The organism is Mycolicibacterium arcueilense (assembly GCF_058536225.1).
This window is the reverse complement of the sequence record NZ_JBZTYL010000016.1, coordinates 210,063-225,115: the sequence shown is the minus strand read 5'-3', so window position 1 is coordinate 225,115 and position 15,053 is coordinate 210,063. Positions and strand designations below refer to the sequence as shown.

The window sequence follows — 15,053 nt, the reverse complement described above, 5'->3', positions numbered from 1 at the left end:
CGGTCGCAAACACCATCCCGATCACCGTCAGCGACAGTCGAGGACACCCGCAACCGACCTACAGATAACACAGCTGCCGCCAGTTGACTGACCAGCGCGGCACGGTCCAGGCCGCCGAGCGCACCGAGCGCCTCCAACCGGGCCGGCACTTCCGCGGGGTTGTTGGCGTGCACGGTCCCTGCTCCGCCGTCATGGCCGGTGTTGAGTGCGGCCAGGAGGTCGACCACCTCGGCCCCACGAACCTCACCAACGACGATCCGGTCCGGGCGCATCCGCAACGCCTGCCTGACCAGGTCACGCACGGTGACCTCACCGACGCCCTCGACATTGGCGCCCCGAGCCACCAGCCGGACCAGATGCGGGTGAGGCGGGGCCAGTTCGGCGGCGTCCTCGACACAGACGATGCGTTCGTGAGCGGGGACGGCACCCAGCGCGGCGGCCAACAGCGTCGTCTTACCGCAACCGGTGCCCCCGGAGATGAGGAAGGCCAGCCGGGCCCGGATGACCGCGCGCAGCAGCTCGGCGGCCTGCTGCGGGATCGCCCCGGATTCGGTGAGACTGTCGAGATTCTGGGTGGCCGGGCGCAACACCCGCAGCGATAGGCAGGTACCCGCGGCCGCGACCGGGGGCAGCACCGCGTGCAGACGCACGGTGAACGGACCGATGCCGTTGAGCTGACCGTCCACCCAGGGCTGCGCCTCATCGAGGCGGCGCCCGGCCAGCAGTGCCAACCGCTGCGCCAGCCGCCGGACCGCGCTCTCGTCGGGGAAACAGACTGCGCTGCGGTGTAATCCGTTGCCGTCGTCCACCCACACCGCGTCGGGGGCGGTGACGAGCACATCGGTGGTGGTCGGCGCGGACAGCAACGGTTCCAGAACGCCGGCACCGGTCAGTTCGGTCTCCAGCAGCCGCAGATTGCTGAGTACCTCGGTGTCTCCGAGCAGACCGCCGGACTCCGCCCGGATCGCCGCGGCCACCACGCCGGGGTTGAGCGGAGCGGCTTCGGCCACCAGCCGTTCGCGTACCCGGTCGATCAGCGAGGCGCTCACGCTGACTCCTGCACAGGGTGCCCGGCCAGGACCGACAACACCCGACGCGCGGCCGAACCCAGCGGTGAACGTGGCCGCACCCTCAGTCCGCCGCGCTCCAGCACCTCGGCGATGCCGGCCTGCGGTCTCATCGCCGCCAGCAGCGGCAGATCCACGATGCGAGCCACCTCGGTCGCCCGCAGCCCACCCGGTGACGGTCCCCGCACCACCACACCGGCATTGGGGTTACAGGCCAGCACCCACGGCCGCGCAGCGGTTGCGGCAGTACACGACCGCACGTCGGCCGGTGCCACCAGGACCACCAGATCGGCTGCATTCAAGGCGGTTTCGGCGGCTTCGGTGGCGCGCCGGGGCACGTCGCACACCACCGTGACACCGCCGCGGCAGCCCGCCTCGATGACCGCCGCCACCGGCCCGGCCTCGATATCGGCGCCCGAGCGCCCGCTGGAGAGCACGCTGACCTCGTCCCGGCGCGGCAGCGCGTCGCGCAGCGCCGGATATCCCAGCCGGCCACCCTGCAGGGCCAGGTCCGGCCAGCGCAGGCCGGCCAGATCCTCACTGCCCGCCACCAGGTCGATTCCGCCGCTCCACGGATCGGCTTCGATCAGCAGCGCAGCCGGCGCCGATTGGGCCAATGCCACCGCGAACACCGATGCCCCGGCACCGCCGCGAGCGCTGACCACCGCCACCGCCGGGCCACGACCGCCGGCGTCGCGACAGTCCGCTTCGGACAGGACCGCCACGAGGTCGGCGTCCTGGGCGGGCAGTGTCATCACGTGCTGCGCGCCAACGGAGACCGCCGCCTGCCAGTCGTCCGGCCGCGGCTCCACGTGACCGACGAGGATCACCCGCGGGCGGCGCGGCAACCCGCGCGTGGCGCACCGCAGAGCCGCCGCGGCGTCGAGCAGCACGGCGGCGGCCGCCGTCCACGCCTTGCGCCCAGAGGGGTCGTCGACGACGACGAGGCCGACACCAGCGGCAGCGGCCACCCGCGACACGTCCTCACGCAGCTGCGGATCGCCGATCAGCGCCAGCACCGTGCCGGCCGGGGTGATCGTGATGGTCGGAATGGCCATGTGCCCACCCTGCGGGCAACGACAGGGCCGGCACCATCACCAATTCGCGGATTGTGGATGAACTACGCGCTGTGGATCAATCCCGGGCGGAGAACACGCCGGGCGACACGCTGAAAATACGGTTCCGCAACCACCGGGGCAGGGCCGGTAAGGATTCTTCCCCCAGAAAAGGGACGACCCCCGCCAGGGGGGGAGGAGGCGGAGGTCGTCGTGTATCAGCCCCGGGGGGTCGGGCTGATACACCCTCGGCATAAGCCGAGTAATGCTCACTATACACACGGAACTGCCAAAACATGCAAGAGACACCGCTGCGGGCTACCGAGGCGATCCCGGAATCGCCGTCCGAAAGAATGTGTCTTGAACTGCCATTTTGTGTTCCCGTCCAGATAACGTGCCACAGGTGCCTCTATGCTGACGCTTGTGACCGCATCCGATCGGGCTGCCGGGGAATTGATCGCACAGCAATCCGGGCCGCACAACGGTCGGCCGGTACGTACGGCGGCCTTCTTCGACCTCGACAAGACCGTCATCGCCAAGTCCAGCACGCTCGCTTTCAGCAAACCTTTCTTCAATCAAGGTCTGCTGAACCGACGCACCGTTCTCAAGTCGACGTATGCCCAATTTCTGTTCCTCATGTCGGGCGCCGACCACGACCAGATGGACCGGATGCGCAGCTACATCACCAACATGTGCACCGGTTGGGATGTCGAGCAGGTCAAGTCGATCGTCGGCGAGACGCTGCACGACATCGTCGACCCCCTGGTCTTCGCCGAGGCCGCCGAGCTCATCGCCGACCACAAGCTGTGTGGCCGCGACGTCGTGGTGGTGTCGGCGTCGGGCGAGGAGATCGTCGCGCCCATCGCCAGGGCACTGGGCGCCACCCACGCGATGGCGACCCGGATGGTGGTCGAAGAGGGCCGTTACACCGGCGAAATCGCGTTCTACTGCTTCGGCGAGGGCAAGGTCGAGGCGATCCGCGCCCTGGCCGCACGCGAGGGCTATGTCCTCGATCACTGCTACGCCTACTCGGACTCGATCACCGACATCCCGATGCTGGAATCCGTGGGCCACCCCACCGCCGTCAACCCCGACCGGGGACTGCGCAAAGAGGCCGCTTCACGTGGGTGGCCGGTGCTGACGTTCACCAAGCCGGTGTCGCTGCGCGACCGGCTTCCCGCTCCGTCGACGGCCGCCGTCGCCACCACTGCGGCCGTCGGGATCAGCGCTCTGGCGGCGGGCGCATTGACCTATTCATTGTTGCGTCGCTTCACTTCCTGAGCTACCGAACGTAGTAGCTGAGACGACGGCGTAACGATCAGAACTCGGGTGCATTTGACCCTTGCTGTGACCGTGGTCACGTAGTACAAAGGAACCACGGAAGCTTGGATGAGGCCAAGGCTTAGCCAGAAGAGAAGGCTGAATCTCCCGAACCAGGCTCCCCAGCACGGGTCCCGGCACCCACGCGGAGCACATGCCGCGGAATAGGCAAAAGTGTTGTGGGCCTGCGTGATTGCGAAGAGCGGACGGCTACGACGGCCCTTTGGGTAGGGTTGCAGCCGAGGCGCATTGCAAGGACGCCGAGGCCACCCACGCAACCCACGTTGGCACGCTTGGTAACCGGTATCCGTGCTAGCGGGCGACGCGCCGAAACATCGTTTCGGACCGTCGCCCGCTTTCGTTTGCTGGAAATACCCTGAGCGGCTGGTTCAGCCTGCCGCGGATTGGGCGATCTGCAGCGCTTCCCGCGCACCGCCCTTCAGGGCCTCGCTACTGAGCAGCAGCCACGCAGTCAGCCCGTCGGCGGTCCCGGAGGCGAATCCCCGTGCAGCAGCCCGGTACTCCCCCGACTTCCGCATCCAGTGCACCTCGGGAACACCCAGCCCGTGCGGATCGAGCCCGCTGGCGATGGTCACCAGGCGCGACACCGCGCGAGCCACCACCCCGTCGGCGGTGCCGAATGGAGCCAGGCTGAGCAGTTCGCCATGAGCCACGGCGGCCAGCACCGGCGCCGGAACCTTGGAGCCGCCGGCCACGATCTCGGTCAGCAGCTCAAGACGGCGTCCGACGTCAAGGTCGGTGCGTGGCCGGCCCAGGTGCTCATCGTCGGTGAGGTCGGCCGCGGCCAAGGCGTGCAGCCGGGCCAGGGCCTGCATCGGGGCCCGCTGCCACACCCCGACCAGCGAGGTGGCGCCACCTTCCAGCGCCTCGGCGACGCGGATGGCGCCCGCGGTCACCGGGTCGGGTTCGCCGTCGGCGGACAGCTGGAGGGCCCCGCCGTCGAGCACCGCGGAGGCCCGCGCTGCGCGTAGGGCGGCCTCGGCGGCCGTCTGTGGCCAGCCGCGCAGATTGAACTTGTGTCGATGCGCCCGGCCCAAGGCCTCACGCGCCTCGTCGCTGGCCGCAGAAACACCGGGCAGGTCGATCAGCGGTGCGAGTGGATCGGTCATACGCGAAACGCTAGCCGACCGTTGGACTCCATCTCGCCGACCGTTGGGCGCATGAGGACCGCCGCCCGCCCGGCGTCTTGTGACGTCCCAACGCCGGTGCAACGTTTGGTGACTAGGCTCACATGCATGTCAAACGCGCCAGCGACGTCTACCGAAGTTCCGTCAGCCTATCCGCCGCCTGCCGATTTCGCGGCCAATGCCAACGCGACGGGCGAGTTGTACGCCGAGGCCGAGAAGGACCGGCTGGCGTTCTGGGCCGCCCAGGCCGACCGGCTGAGCTGGCAGACCCCGTTCAGCGAGGTGCTGGACTGGTCGGAGGCTCCGTTCGCGAAGTGGTTCGTCGGCGGCAAGCTCAACGTGGCCTACAACTGCGTCGACCGTCACGTCGAGGCGGGCAATGGCGACCGGGTCGCGATCCACTGGGAGGGTGAGCCCGTCGGCGACGCCCGCGACATCACCTACGCCCAGCTCAAGGACGAGGTCAGCAAGGCTGCCAATGCGCTGGCCGCACTCGGCCTGACCGCCGGCGACCGCGTCGCCATCTACATGCCGATGGTGCCCGAGGCGATCGTCGCGATGCTGGCGTGTGCGCGCCTGGGCGCCATGCACAGCGTCGTGTTCGCCGGGTTCTCGGCGTCGGCGCTGCGGGCCCGCGTCGAGGACGCCGAGGCCAAGCTCGTCATCACCACCGACGGCCAGTACCGGCGCGGCAAGGCCGCCTCGCTCAAGGACGCGGTGGATGAAGCCGTCTCGGGCCAACCGTCGGTCGAGCACGTCCTGGTGGTGCGCCGCACCGGCATCGACGTGAACTGGACCGAGGGCCGCGACCTGTGGTGGCACGAGACCGTCGACGCCGCTTCGCCGGAACACACCCCGGAGGCGTTCGACGCCGAGCAGCCACTGTTCCTGCTGTACACCTCGGGGACCACGGGTAAGCCCAAGGGCATCGTGCACACCTCGGGCGGCTACCTCACCCAGTCGGCGTACACCCACTACAACGTGTTCGATCTCAAGCCCGAGACCGACGTGTACTGGTGCACCGCCGACATCGGCTGGGTGACCGGGCACACCTACATCGTCTACGGCCCGCTGGCCAATGGCGCCACCCAGGTGGTCTACGAGGGCACCCCCACCTCGCCGACCGAGCACCGTCACTTCGAGATCATCGAAAAATACGGCGTCACAATCTATTACACCGCGCCCACGCTGATCCGCACCTTCATGAAGCTGGGCCGCCAGATCCCCGCCGAGCACAACCTGTCCAGCCTGCGGCTGCTGGGGTCGGTGGGCGAGCCGATCAACCCCGAGGCCTGGCGCTGGTACCGGGAAGTCATCGGCGCCAACAAGACCCCGATCGTCGACACCTGGTGGCAGACCGAGACCGGGGCGATCATGATCTCCCCGCTGCCCGGTGTCACGGCAGCCAAGCCCGGCTCGGCCATGACCCCGCTGCCCGGCATCTCGGCCAAGATCGTCGACGACGCCGGCAACGAGCTGGTCCCCGGCGCCGACGAAGCCGAACACGTCACCGGCTACCTGGTGCTGGACCAGCCGTGGCCGGCGATGCTGCGCGGCATCTGGGGCGACCCGCAGCGGTTCAAGGACACCTACTGGTCGCGCTTCGCCGAGCAGGGCTGGTACTTCGCCGGTGACGGTGCCCGCTACGACTCGGACGGCAACATCTGGGTGCTGGGCCGCATCGACGACGTCATGAACATCTCCGGACACCGCATCTCGACCGCCGAGGTGGAGTCGGCGCTGGTCGGGCATTCCGGGGTGGCCGAGGCTGCCGTGGTCGGCGCATCCGACGAGACCACCGGTCAGGCCATCTGCGCGTTCGTCATCCTCAAGGCCTCCGCGCACGGCGGGGCCGACACCATGATCGAGGAACTGCGCGCTCAGGTGGCGACCGAGATCTCGCCGATCGCCAAGCCGCGGGAGATCCACGTGGTGCCCGAGCTGCCCAAGACCCGAAGCGGCAAGATCATGCGCCGGCTGCTGCGCGACGTGGCCGAAGGCCGCGAACTCGGTGACACCTCGACCCTGGTCGACCCCAGCGTGTTCGAGGCGATCCGCGCCGGCAAGTAGGCACAGCTCGTCGAAAGGCCAGTTATGGCACGCGTTTCCGAAGAGGGCGTGTCATAACTGGCCACTCGGGATCAGGGAATCGGGACGAAACCCGTTCCCGGTCGGTTCTTGGCGGTGATGTCGGCCAGTTGCGTGTTGAACGACATCGTCACCGCCGGCGTGTGCAGAGGCACGAACTTGACGACGCAGGTCGGCAGTTCCTCGCTGTAGGCGCCGTGAATCATGCCCACCAGTCGGTTGTTCACCGTCACCGGCGCGCCCGAGTCGCCCGGCTGTCCGCACACCTGGTTGACGATGGTGCCCGGGTCCTTGCCCGGTCCCCAGGTGACGCCGCAGGAATAGCCGGTGGTGCGGCCGAGCTTGCAGGCGATCTCCCCGAACGCCGGGTCCGGTCCGAGCCCGTCGATCTGGAAACCGTCGACGTTGTTGGTCGGGGTGACCTTCGCGGGATCGAATTCGATCACCGCGTAATCGAGCAGGTCGTTACCGGCGACCATCTTGCCCACCAGTCCGGCGCTGTCCGCGCCTTCAGCCGACACCACGGCACCCGGTCCGCCGCAGTGTGCGGACGTGAAACCGATGAGCCGGCCCGCACTGTCGTGCCCGATGGTGGTGAGCGTGCAGAACGAATCGCCGTTGACGACGATGCCCGAGCCGCCGCCCAGTACAACCGGCTGATCGGCATGAGCCGGGGCCGAGGTCAACATCGCAACAGCGGCGAGGATCGGTGCGCCAATCAGCAACTGCAGGCGGTGTCTGCTCGTCAAGTGTCCTCCGATCGACGCGCCCGACCCGCGCAACTCAAGAATGCGATCAGTCTACTAAGACCAGGATGTCGGCCGGGATCGTTAACGGCTTCGCCGCATGGCAACATGAACGCCATGAGCACAGGCGACCGCAGGGACGGCGTTCCGACGACGGTGACCTCGATTCCGCTCGTCGACCCGCATGCCCCCAAGCCGGACCCCTCGATCGGCGACCTCGTCAAGGACGCCACCGCGCAGGTCTCCACCCTGCTGCGCGCCGAGGTGGAGTTGGCCAAGGCTGAGATCACCCGGGATGTGAAGAAGGGCCTGACCGGCAGCGTGTTCTTCATCGCCGCGCTGGTGGTGCTGTTCTACTCGACCTTCTTTTTCTTCTTCTTCCTGGCCGAGCTGCTCGACACCTGGCTGTGGCGCTGGGTGGCCTTCCTGATCGTGTTCGGCCTGATGGTGCTGACCACGGGGGCGCTTGCGGTGTTCGGCTTCCTGAAGGTGCGACGGATCAGAGGTCCGCAGCAGACGATCGAGTCGGTCAAGGAGACCCGCGAGGCCCTCACGCCCGGCCATGACAAGGGCGCACTGCCCGCTGTCCCGGTCAAGCCGGCCACCGACCCGTCAGGCTGGTAATGCCTCCACCCGCTCCGTCGATCGCCAGGATCGAGGGGCCGTGGCGGCATCTGCAGGTGCACGCCAATGGGATTCGCTTCCATGTGGTGGAGGGCGAGGGCTCGCAGGGTGACAGCGAGACGGACCGCCCACTGGTCATCTTCCTGCACGGGTTCGGCTCGTTCTGGTGGTCGTGGCGTCATCAACTCACCGCGCTGACCGGTGCGCGTGTGGTGGCGGTCGATCTGCGTGGCTACGGCGACAGTGACAAACCACCGCGCGGCTACGACGGCTGGACCCTGGCCGGAGATACCGCCGGGCTGGTGCGCGCGTTGGGCCACAAGACCGCGACCCTGGTCGGGCATGCCGATGGCGGTCTGGTGTGCTGGGCGACGGCGGTCCTGCATCCGCGGGTGGTCAACGCGATCGCACTCGTCAGTTCACCGCACCCGCTGGCGTTGCGGACGTCCACCTTGACCCGGCGCGACCAGGGCCGCGCGCTGTTGCCGTCGATGCTGAGCTACCAGTTGCCGGCCTGGCCCGAGCGCACGCTGACCCGTCACGACGGCGCGGAGCTGGAGCGCCTGGTCCGCAGCCGGGCGGGCACCAAATGGCAGACCAGCCAAGACTTCTCCCAGACCATGGGCCATCTACGTCAGGCCATCCAGATTCCAGGGGCCGCGCACTGTGCACTGGAATATCAGCGGTGGGCGGTGCGCAGCCAGCTACGCGGTGAGGGCCGGCGGTTCATGCGCTCGATGAAACGTCCGATCGGCGTGCCGGTGTTGCACATGCGCGGCGATGCCGACCCGTATGTGCTGGCCGACCCGGTGCACCGGACCCAGCATTATGCACCGCATGGCCGGTATGTATCGATCACGGATGCAGGGCATTTCGGCCACGAGGAACAGCCGGAGGCCGTCAACGCGCAGCTGAGCCGGTTCCTGACCCAGCTGCGCGCCAACTGATCAGGAGTTGATGCAGGTTCCGGTCGCGACGCGCTGGGTGTTGCCGATCTTGGCCAACTGATGCTCGACTTCCTTGGCGGTCAGCACGAATCCGGTATCGGCGTCGTCGACTGCCGCACCGAACACCACGCCCAGCACCTTGCCGGACCGGTTGATCATCGGCCCGCCTGAATTGCCTTGCCGCACCGTGCCCCTGACCGTGTAGACCTCGCGGGTGACGGTGGTGGTGCGGTAGATGTCGGGTCCGTTGAGCTCGATGATCTCGCGCACGCGGGCCGGGGTGGCCAGGAAGTCGCCGCCACCCGGGTAACCCATCACCACAGCGTCGGTGCCCTTCGGGGCCGGTTGTTCGGCGAACTGCAGCGGCGTGATCGGCAGGTTCGGGACGTCGAGGATCGAGATGTCGGCGTTGGGGTCGTAGGACACCACCCCGGCGTCGTAGGTCTTTCCGTCGGCCTCGATGGTCACGCTGTCGGCACCGGCGACCACATGGGCGTTGGACATGACCCGGTTGGGGGCGACCACGAAACCGCTGCCCTCAAGCACTTTCTGGCAACTCGGCGCGACACCGCGGATCTTGACCACGCTGGGCCGGGAGGTCGTCACCACAGGATCGGTGGCCAGTGCCGCGTCCGGGGCGTCGACGTTGACGATCGGGGTCCGCCCGAACGGTTCGAGCACATCGGGCAGCCCGGAGGTGTCCAGCAGCGCCGACAACCGGTTCGGCACGGACCGCAGCCAGTCCGGCGCGACCTTGTCGACCTCGGTGAGCACCCGTGAATTCTTCACGGCCGCAGCCAGATTCGGCTGGTCCGAGGAGGTGAGCAGACTGCCCAGCAGCCAGGACGCCACCAGGACGGCGACCAGCATCAGGCTCACCCCGACCGCCGAGTCCAACACCCGGAACACCGGGTTTCGGATGGTGCCGCGCACCGCACGGCCCAGCACCACACCGGCGATCTCACCGATCACCACGAGCGCGAGGATCAGGAAGAGCGTGGCGAAAAGCTTGGTGCGGTCACCGCTGACGTGCGGGATCACGTGCGGCGCCAGCAGCACGCCTGCCACCGCACCGAGCACCACGCCGATGAAGGACAGCAGGGAGCCGAGCGCGCCGGAACGCCAGCCGGAGATGGCTGCGACGAACCCGATGCCGAGGATGGCGAAATCGAGCCAGACCGAAGGTGTCATCTATATCCACTTCAACATTGGGCTTCACCGTAACCGTTGTCATGCCCGACGAGGGCCATTGCGTCGTCGAGTCCGCGCACGTCGTCGGTGTTCCACGGTTTGGCCCAACCTGCGACGTCGAGGATCGCCGAGATCACCTGGCCGGTGAAGCCCCACACCAGCATCTCGTTGAGGAGGAACGCCGGTCCGGCAAACCGGCTGGTGTTGGCCTCCCGGTACACCATGAGGCGGTTCTCGGGGTTGGTGAAGGCGCGCACCGGAACCCGTGCGACGACCGCGGTCTCGGATTCGTTGACAACAGCGACGGGCCCTGGGTCGGGCGAGTACGCCAGCACCGGGACCACGTGGAACCCGGACGGCGGGATGAACATCTTCTCCAGCGTCGCCAGCGGGTACAGGCGGTCGGTGTCGATGCCGGTCTCTTCCCAGGCCTCGCGGAACGCCGTGCCCACCGGACCCTGGTCACCGGGATCGGTGGCCCCGCCGGGGAACGCGGCCTGACCGGCGTGGTGGCGCAGGGTCGAGGCGCGGACCGTGACCAGCAGGTCGGCATCCTCGGGAAGGAGCGGAGGTGTTCCCTCGGCCGGGCCGGAGAAGAGGACCAGGACCGCGGCATCGCGCCGGGCGCCGGCCTGGGCGGCTTGATTGTTGGCTTCGACGATGCCTGCCAGCACCTCAGGGGGAACCCGTCGGCGATAGGCGTCCGGTACTCGGTCGAGGTTGTCGACCAGCGGTTTGAGCCAGGCCGGGGCGGCATCCGGGAACAGCCCGTCGCGCGTCGATCTCACCCCGGGTGCTCCTATCGGCTAGAGCGGATCTTTTCGTCGACCGCCGCCGCGATCTCGTCGGCGCTGACGAACGATCGGGGTAGGGTCCCGGCCACGCTACCGTCCGCGCGCAGCACGACCGTCGCAGGCATGACGTTGGGCACCTTGAGCGCAGCCGCGACCAGCCGTCTGCCGTCCTGCAGGGTCGGAAGACGCACTCCGAGCTCGGCCAGACGCACCAGCGCCGCCGTCTCGTTCTCGTCCTGGTGCACCGTCACGACCAGTACATCGTCGCCGACCCGGCGCTGGTATTCGGCCATCGCCGGAAGCTCGTCGGCGCACGGGCCGCACCAGTACGCCCAGAGGTTGAGCACCACAGTCCGGCCGGCCAGCGCCTGCGCCACGTCCACGGGCTTCCCGTCGCCGACGCACTCCAGGGTGATCCCACGCAACGCTTCAGGTCCGGGACCCTCCGCTGGCCCGGGGCACGGCGGCAGCTCCGCACGGGCCCGGGGTCCGGCGAGGGCCGCCGGGGTGTCGGCATCGCGATGATCGCGGGAGGTGGACTGTTGCCCCACCCCGGCCTGCGGTGCGGGCTCGTCGCGCAGTTCCATCCAGAACGCGGTGCCCAGCGCCACCAGGACGACGAGGACCACCACGGTCCAGCGGGCCGATCTGCTCACGGTGCGTTCACAGGCCGGCCAGCGCCAGCAGATGCTCGGTCTCGGGACCTCTGACCAGTGCAGCAGCCGCGGGCGGATCGGTGGGCCCGAGCCCGAACGACGGGCAGTCCTTGGCCAGAACACACACTCCACACGCCGGCTTGCGGGCGTGGCAGACCCGGCGGCCGTGGAAGATCACCCGGTGGCTCAGCAGGGTCCATTCCTTGCGTTCGATGAGCTCACCGATCGCGAACTCGACCTTGACCGGATCCTCTTCCTCGGTCCAGCGCCACCGCCGCACCAACCGGCCGAAGTGGGTGTCGACGGTGATCCCCGGGATGTCGAAGGCGTTACCCAGGATGACGTTGGCGGTCTTGCGCCCCACCCCCGGCAGCGTCACGAGGTCCTCGATGTTGTCGGGCACCTCGCCGTCGAACCGGGCCACCAACTCCTGGCCGAGCCGGATCAGCGAGTTGGTCTTGTTCCGGTAGAAGCCGGTCGGCCGGATCAGCTCCTCCATCTCGGTGCGATCGGCCTGGGCATAGTCCAGGGCCGTGCGGTATTTGAGGAACAACGCCGGCGTGGTCAGGTTCACCCGCTTGTCGGTGCTCTGTGCCGACAGGATGGTCGCCACCGCCAGCTCCAGCGGATTGGTGAAGTCCAGCTCGCAGTAGACGTGCGGAAATGCCCGCGCCAGTTCACGGTTCATTCGTCGAGCCCGACGAACCAGGCCCAGGTGGGTTTCGCTGTCCCACTTCTTGGACCGGCGCGTCTTCCCTGTCGGGGCGGCAGCCTCAGTCACGTCAATCAGCCTACTGACCTCGCCGGACATACTCCTGCGCGGACCGGTGATGATTCGTGACCCCACTGAGACCTACGCCGTGTTAACTACTGCCTTGTGTCGTGGTTGCTGGTGGCGCTCATCCCGGGCTTGCTGATGCTGGCGGCGTTCGGGCTCGAGCGGCTGGAATCGGGGTTGGAACGAAAGCCCGCGCCTGCGGCGCCCGCGCCCCGGGTCAAACCTGTCCTCATCGACGTCGAGAGTGAACGTTTGCCGACGCGCTACTACGAACCGCAGGCCATCAATACCGGGTTTCCTGCGTCTCGACATGTCAATCGTGTGTAGCGTGGGCTAGTCGCGAAACCGCGTACCTCTAGACTGAGCAGGAAATATCAGTAAGAGGACAACACACCCAATAGCTTAAGGGGCAACGTGGACGAGATCCTGGCCAGGGCCGGAATCTTCCAGGGCGTCGAACCGACCGCCGTTTCGGCGCTGACGAAGCAGTTGCAGCCCGTCGACTTTCCGCGCGGGCACACCGTCTTCGCCGAGGGCGAACCCGGCGACCGCCTGTACATCATCATTTCCGGCAAGGTGAAGATCGGCCGCCGTTCACCGGACGGCCGCGAGAACCTGCTGACCATCATGGGCCCGTCGGACATGTTCGGTGAGCTGTCGATCTTCGACCCGGGGCCTCGTACCTCGAGCGCCACCACCATCACCGAGGTGCGCGCCGTGTCGATGGACCGCGACGCGCTGCGCGCGTGGATCGCCGACCGTCCCGAGATCGCCGAGCAGCTGCTGCGGGTGCTCGCGCGTCGTCTGCGCCGCACCAACAACAACCTGGCCGACCTGATCTTCACGGACGTTCCCGGCCGCGTGGCCAAGCAGCTGTTGCAGCTGGCTCAGCGGTTCGGAACCCAGGAGGGCGGGGCGCTGCGCGTCACGCACGACCTCACGCAGGAAGAGATCGCCCAGCTCGTCGGCGCGTCCCGCGAGACCGTCAACAAGGCACTCGCCGATTTCGCCCACCGCGGCTGGATCCGCTTGGAGGGCAAGAGCGTGCTGATCAGCGACAGCGAAAGGTTGGCGCGCCGAGCGCGCTAGCGCGAGCATCCAGCACAGCGCGCGTTAGTTTTCCGCCGAAACGGCATTCCGGCAGCGATTGTTTCGAGTAATCAGCTGCTGGAATGCCGTTTCGGCGTTTCTGGGGTCAGGCCCGCAGATAGTCCAACTGGGCCTGCACGCTCTTCTCGGCGGCGTCCCACAGTTTCTGGTCGACGTCGGTGTAGACGTGCTCGACGACCTGGCGGACCGAGGCGTCCTCACCGAGTTCCCGTAGCGCCGCCCGGATCTGGTCCAACCGCTCTTCGCGGTGGGCCAGGTACATCGCGGTCACCTCGTGGAGATTCGGCAGATCGGGCCCGTGCCCGGGCAGCACCGTCCGGGCGCCCAGGCCCTGCAGCCGCTGCAGGGATTCCAGGTAGTCACGCAGGCTGCCGTCCTCGGTGTCGATGACGGTGGTGCCGCGGCCCAGCACGGTGTCGGCGGTCAGTACCGCCCCTTGCCCGTTGTCGTCGTCGAGCACGAACGACAGTGAATCGACGGTGTGGCCGGGGGTGGCCATCACCTTGATCCGCAGCCCGGCCGCGTCGATCACCTCGCCATCGGTCAGCGGACCGCCGAGGCCTCGCAGGAAGCCACTGCCGACCGAACGGACCGTGGCGCCGGTCAGGTCCACGAGCTTGTCGATGCCGCCGGTGTGGTCCTCGTGCTTGTGACTGATCAACACCAACGCGACGGTGCCCAGTTCGGCGATGCGGGCGATGTGCGCCGCATCGTCGGGTCCGGGGTCGACGATGACGATCTCGTCGCTGCCCGGACCGCGCAGCACCCACGTGTTGGTGCCCTCCAGGGTCATCAGCCCCGGGTTGTCGCACAGCAGCACCGAGGCCGATTCGGTCACCGGCCGTAACAGCCCGTAGGCCGGGTGTTGCATGACGACGCGGTTGCCTCTCCTCATGCTCGATCGCTTACGCGATCTCGGCGATGATCTCGACTTCGACCGGCGCGTTGCGCGGCAGTTCCGACACGCCGACGGCCGAACGCGCATGCGCGCCCGCCTCGCCGAAGATCTCGCCGAACAGTTCGGAGGCGCCGTTGACGACGCCGGGCTGTCCGCTGAATCCGGCTGCGGAGGCGACGAACCCGGTCACCTTGACGATCCGGACGACGGAGTCGATGCCCACCAGTGCGTGCACGGCGGCCAGCGCGTTGAGGCCGCAGACCCGGGCCAGCTCGTTGCCCTGCTCGGGGCTGATCTCCGCGCCGACCTTGCCGGTGGCCAGCAGCTCGCCGGCTTGGATCGGCAGCTGACCGGCGGTGTAGACGAGGTTGCCGGTCCGGACGGCGGGGACGTACGCGGCCAGCGGAGCGACGACGTCCGGCAGTTCGATGCCGAGTTCGGCCAACCGCTGAGAGTTGGTCACTTCGGCCGCTTCAGGTAGGCCACGTGCTGCTCGCCGGTCGGGCCGGGCAGCACGGAGACCAGCTCCCAGCCGTCCTGTCCCCACTGATCGAGAATCTGTTTCGTGGCGTGGGTCAACAACGGCACCGTGGCGTATTCCCACCGGGTTGGTTCGCTCATGGCCCGAGCC

At 68.0% G+C, this 15,053-nt stretch carries 17 protein-coding genes; 6 read left to right on the top strand and 11 right to left on the bottom strand.

Going from position 1 to position 15,053, the window contains the following annotated elements:
* Nucleotides 1-1,049 (bottom strand): TadA family conjugal transfer-associated ATPase (locus AC4LGL_RS19700; RefSeq protein WP_491840253.1); only part of this gene is annotated, 1,049 nt, incomplete at its 3' end.
* Nucleotides 1,046-2,125, bottom strand: coding sequence for a septum site-determining protein Ssd (ssd, locus tag AC4LGL_RS19695; protein WP_491840252.1), 1,080 nt, complete (start codon nucleotides 2,123-2,125; stop codon nucleotides 1,046-1,048). The genes ssd and AC4LGL_RS19700, both read right to left, overlap by 4 nt.
* Nucleotides 2,126-2,545: 420 nt before the next feature.
* Between ssd and AC4LGL_RS19690 the strand changes: the two genes are divergently transcribed.
* A complete protein-coding gene (locus AC4LGL_RS19690; protein WP_413784902.1) occupies nucleotides 2,546-3,403 on the top strand; it encodes an HAD-IB family hydrolase in 858 nt (285 codons plus the stop codon).
* 428 nt (nucleotides 3,404-3,831) lie between these two features.
* Here AC4LGL_RS19690 and AC4LGL_RS19685 read toward each other — a convergent pair whose 3' ends face one another.
* Entirely contained in the window at nucleotides 3,832-4,572 is a 741-nt protein-coding gene (locus AC4LGL_RS19685; RefSeq protein WP_491840251.1) for a Fic family protein, read from the bottom strand.
* 126 nt (nucleotides 4,573-4,698) lie between these two features.
* Between AC4LGL_RS19685 and acs the strand changes: the two genes are divergently transcribed.
* Nucleotides 4,699-6,660: an acetate--CoA ligase gene (acs, locus tag AC4LGL_RS19680; protein ID WP_491840250.1), complete on the top strand. Its 1,962-nt coding sequence runs from the start codon at nucleotides 4,699-4,701 to the stop codon at nucleotides 6,658-6,660.
* Nucleotides 6,661-6,731: 71 nt separating this feature from the next.
* Here acs and AC4LGL_RS19675 read toward each other — a convergent pair whose 3' ends face one another.
* A complete protein-coding gene (locus AC4LGL_RS19675) occupies nucleotides 6,732-7,367 on the bottom strand; it encodes a S1 family peptidase (RefSeq protein ID WP_491840261.1) in 636 nt (211 codons plus the stop codon).
* Between the two features lie 174 nt (nucleotides 7,368-7,541).
* Between AC4LGL_RS19675 and AC4LGL_RS19670 the strand changes: the two genes are divergently transcribed.
* Both AC4LGL_RS19670 and AC4LGL_RS19665 read left to right on the top strand, forming a co-directional pair.
* Complete coding sequence (locus tag AC4LGL_RS19670) at nucleotides 7,542-8,048, top strand: phage holin family protein (RefSeq protein ID WP_491840249.1); 507 nt, start codon at nucleotides 7,542-7,544, stop codon at nucleotides 8,046-8,048.
* Entirely contained in the window at nucleotides 8,048-8,995 is a 948-nt protein-coding gene (locus AC4LGL_RS19665; RefSeq protein ID WP_491840248.1) for an alpha/beta fold hydrolase, read from the top strand. The genes AC4LGL_RS19670 and AC4LGL_RS19665 overlap by 1 nt, the downstream gene beginning before the upstream one ends.
* Here the strand turns inward: AC4LGL_RS19665 and marP are convergent, their stop codons facing one another.
* From marP to nth, 4 genes are read right to left on the bottom strand one after another with little or no spacing between them, the layout of a single operon-like run.
* Nucleotides 8,996-10,186, bottom strand: coding sequence for an acid resistance serine protease MarP (gene marP / locus AC4LGL_RS19660; RefSeq protein WP_055118119.1), 1,191 nt, complete (start codon nucleotides 10,184-10,186; stop codon nucleotides 8,996-8,998).
* An 11-nt stretch (nucleotides 10,187-10,197) separates the two neighbouring features.
* Nucleotides 10,198-10,974, bottom strand: a complete 777-nt coding sequence (locus AC4LGL_RS19655) for an NUDIX hydrolase (RefSeq protein ID WP_491840247.1) — start codon at nucleotides 10,972-10,974, stop codon at nucleotides 10,198-10,200.
* 11 nt (nucleotides 10,975-10,985) lie between these two features.
* On the bottom strand, nucleotides 10,986-11,636 hold the full coding sequence (locus AC4LGL_RS19650) for a TlpA family protein disulfide reductase (RefSeq protein WP_491840246.1): 651 nt from the start codon (nucleotides 11,634-11,636) through the stop codon (nucleotides 10,986-10,988).
* Nucleotides 11,637-11,643: 7 nt separating this feature from the next.
* Nucleotides 11,644-12,417 carry an endonuclease III gene (nth, locus tag AC4LGL_RS19645; protein WP_491840245.1) on the bottom strand — a complete coding sequence of 258 codons (774 nt, stop codon included), beginning with the start codon at nucleotides 12,415-12,417 and terminating at the stop codon, nucleotides 11,644-11,646.
* A 96-nt stretch (nucleotides 12,418-12,513) separates the two neighbouring features.
* On the opposite strand from nth, the gene AC4LGL_RS19640 reads away from it, so the two are divergent.
* Nucleotides 12,514-12,741, top strand: coding sequence for a hypothetical protein (locus tag AC4LGL_RS19640; protein WP_491840244.1), 228 nt, complete (start codon nucleotides 12,514-12,516; stop codon nucleotides 12,739-12,741).
* An 87-nt stretch (nucleotides 12,742-12,828) separates the two neighbouring features.
* Entirely contained in the window at nucleotides 12,829-13,503 is a 675-nt protein-coding gene (gene crp / locus AC4LGL_RS19635; protein WP_003883807.1) for a cAMP-activated global transcriptional regulator CRP, read from the top strand.
* Nucleotides 13,504-13,609: 106 nt separating this feature from the next.
* Here crp and AC4LGL_RS19630 read toward each other — a convergent pair whose 3' ends face one another.
* From AC4LGL_RS19630 to sp36, 3 genes are read right to left on the bottom strand one after another with little or no spacing between them, the layout of a single operon-like run.
* Nucleotides 13,610-14,395: an MBL fold metallo-hydrolase gene (locus tag AC4LGL_RS19630; protein WP_491840260.1), complete on the bottom strand. Its 786-nt coding sequence runs from the start codon at nucleotides 14,393-14,395 to the stop codon at nucleotides 13,610-13,612.
* 34 nt (nucleotides 14,396-14,429) lie between these two features.
* A complete protein-coding gene (locus AC4LGL_RS19625) occupies nucleotides 14,430-14,885 on the bottom strand; it encodes a RidA family protein (protein ID WP_491840243.1) in 456 nt (151 codons plus the stop codon).
* Nucleotides 14,882-15,043 carry a Sp36 family protein gene (gene sp36 / locus AC4LGL_RS19620; RefSeq protein ID WP_075908995.1) on the bottom strand — a complete coding sequence of 54 codons (162 nt, stop codon included), beginning with the start codon at nucleotides 15,041-15,043 and terminating at the stop codon, nucleotides 14,882-14,884. Before sp36 ends, AC4LGL_RS19625 begins: the two co-directional genes overlap by 4 nt.
* Between the last annotated feature and the right edge of the window lie 10 nt (nucleotides 15,044-15,053).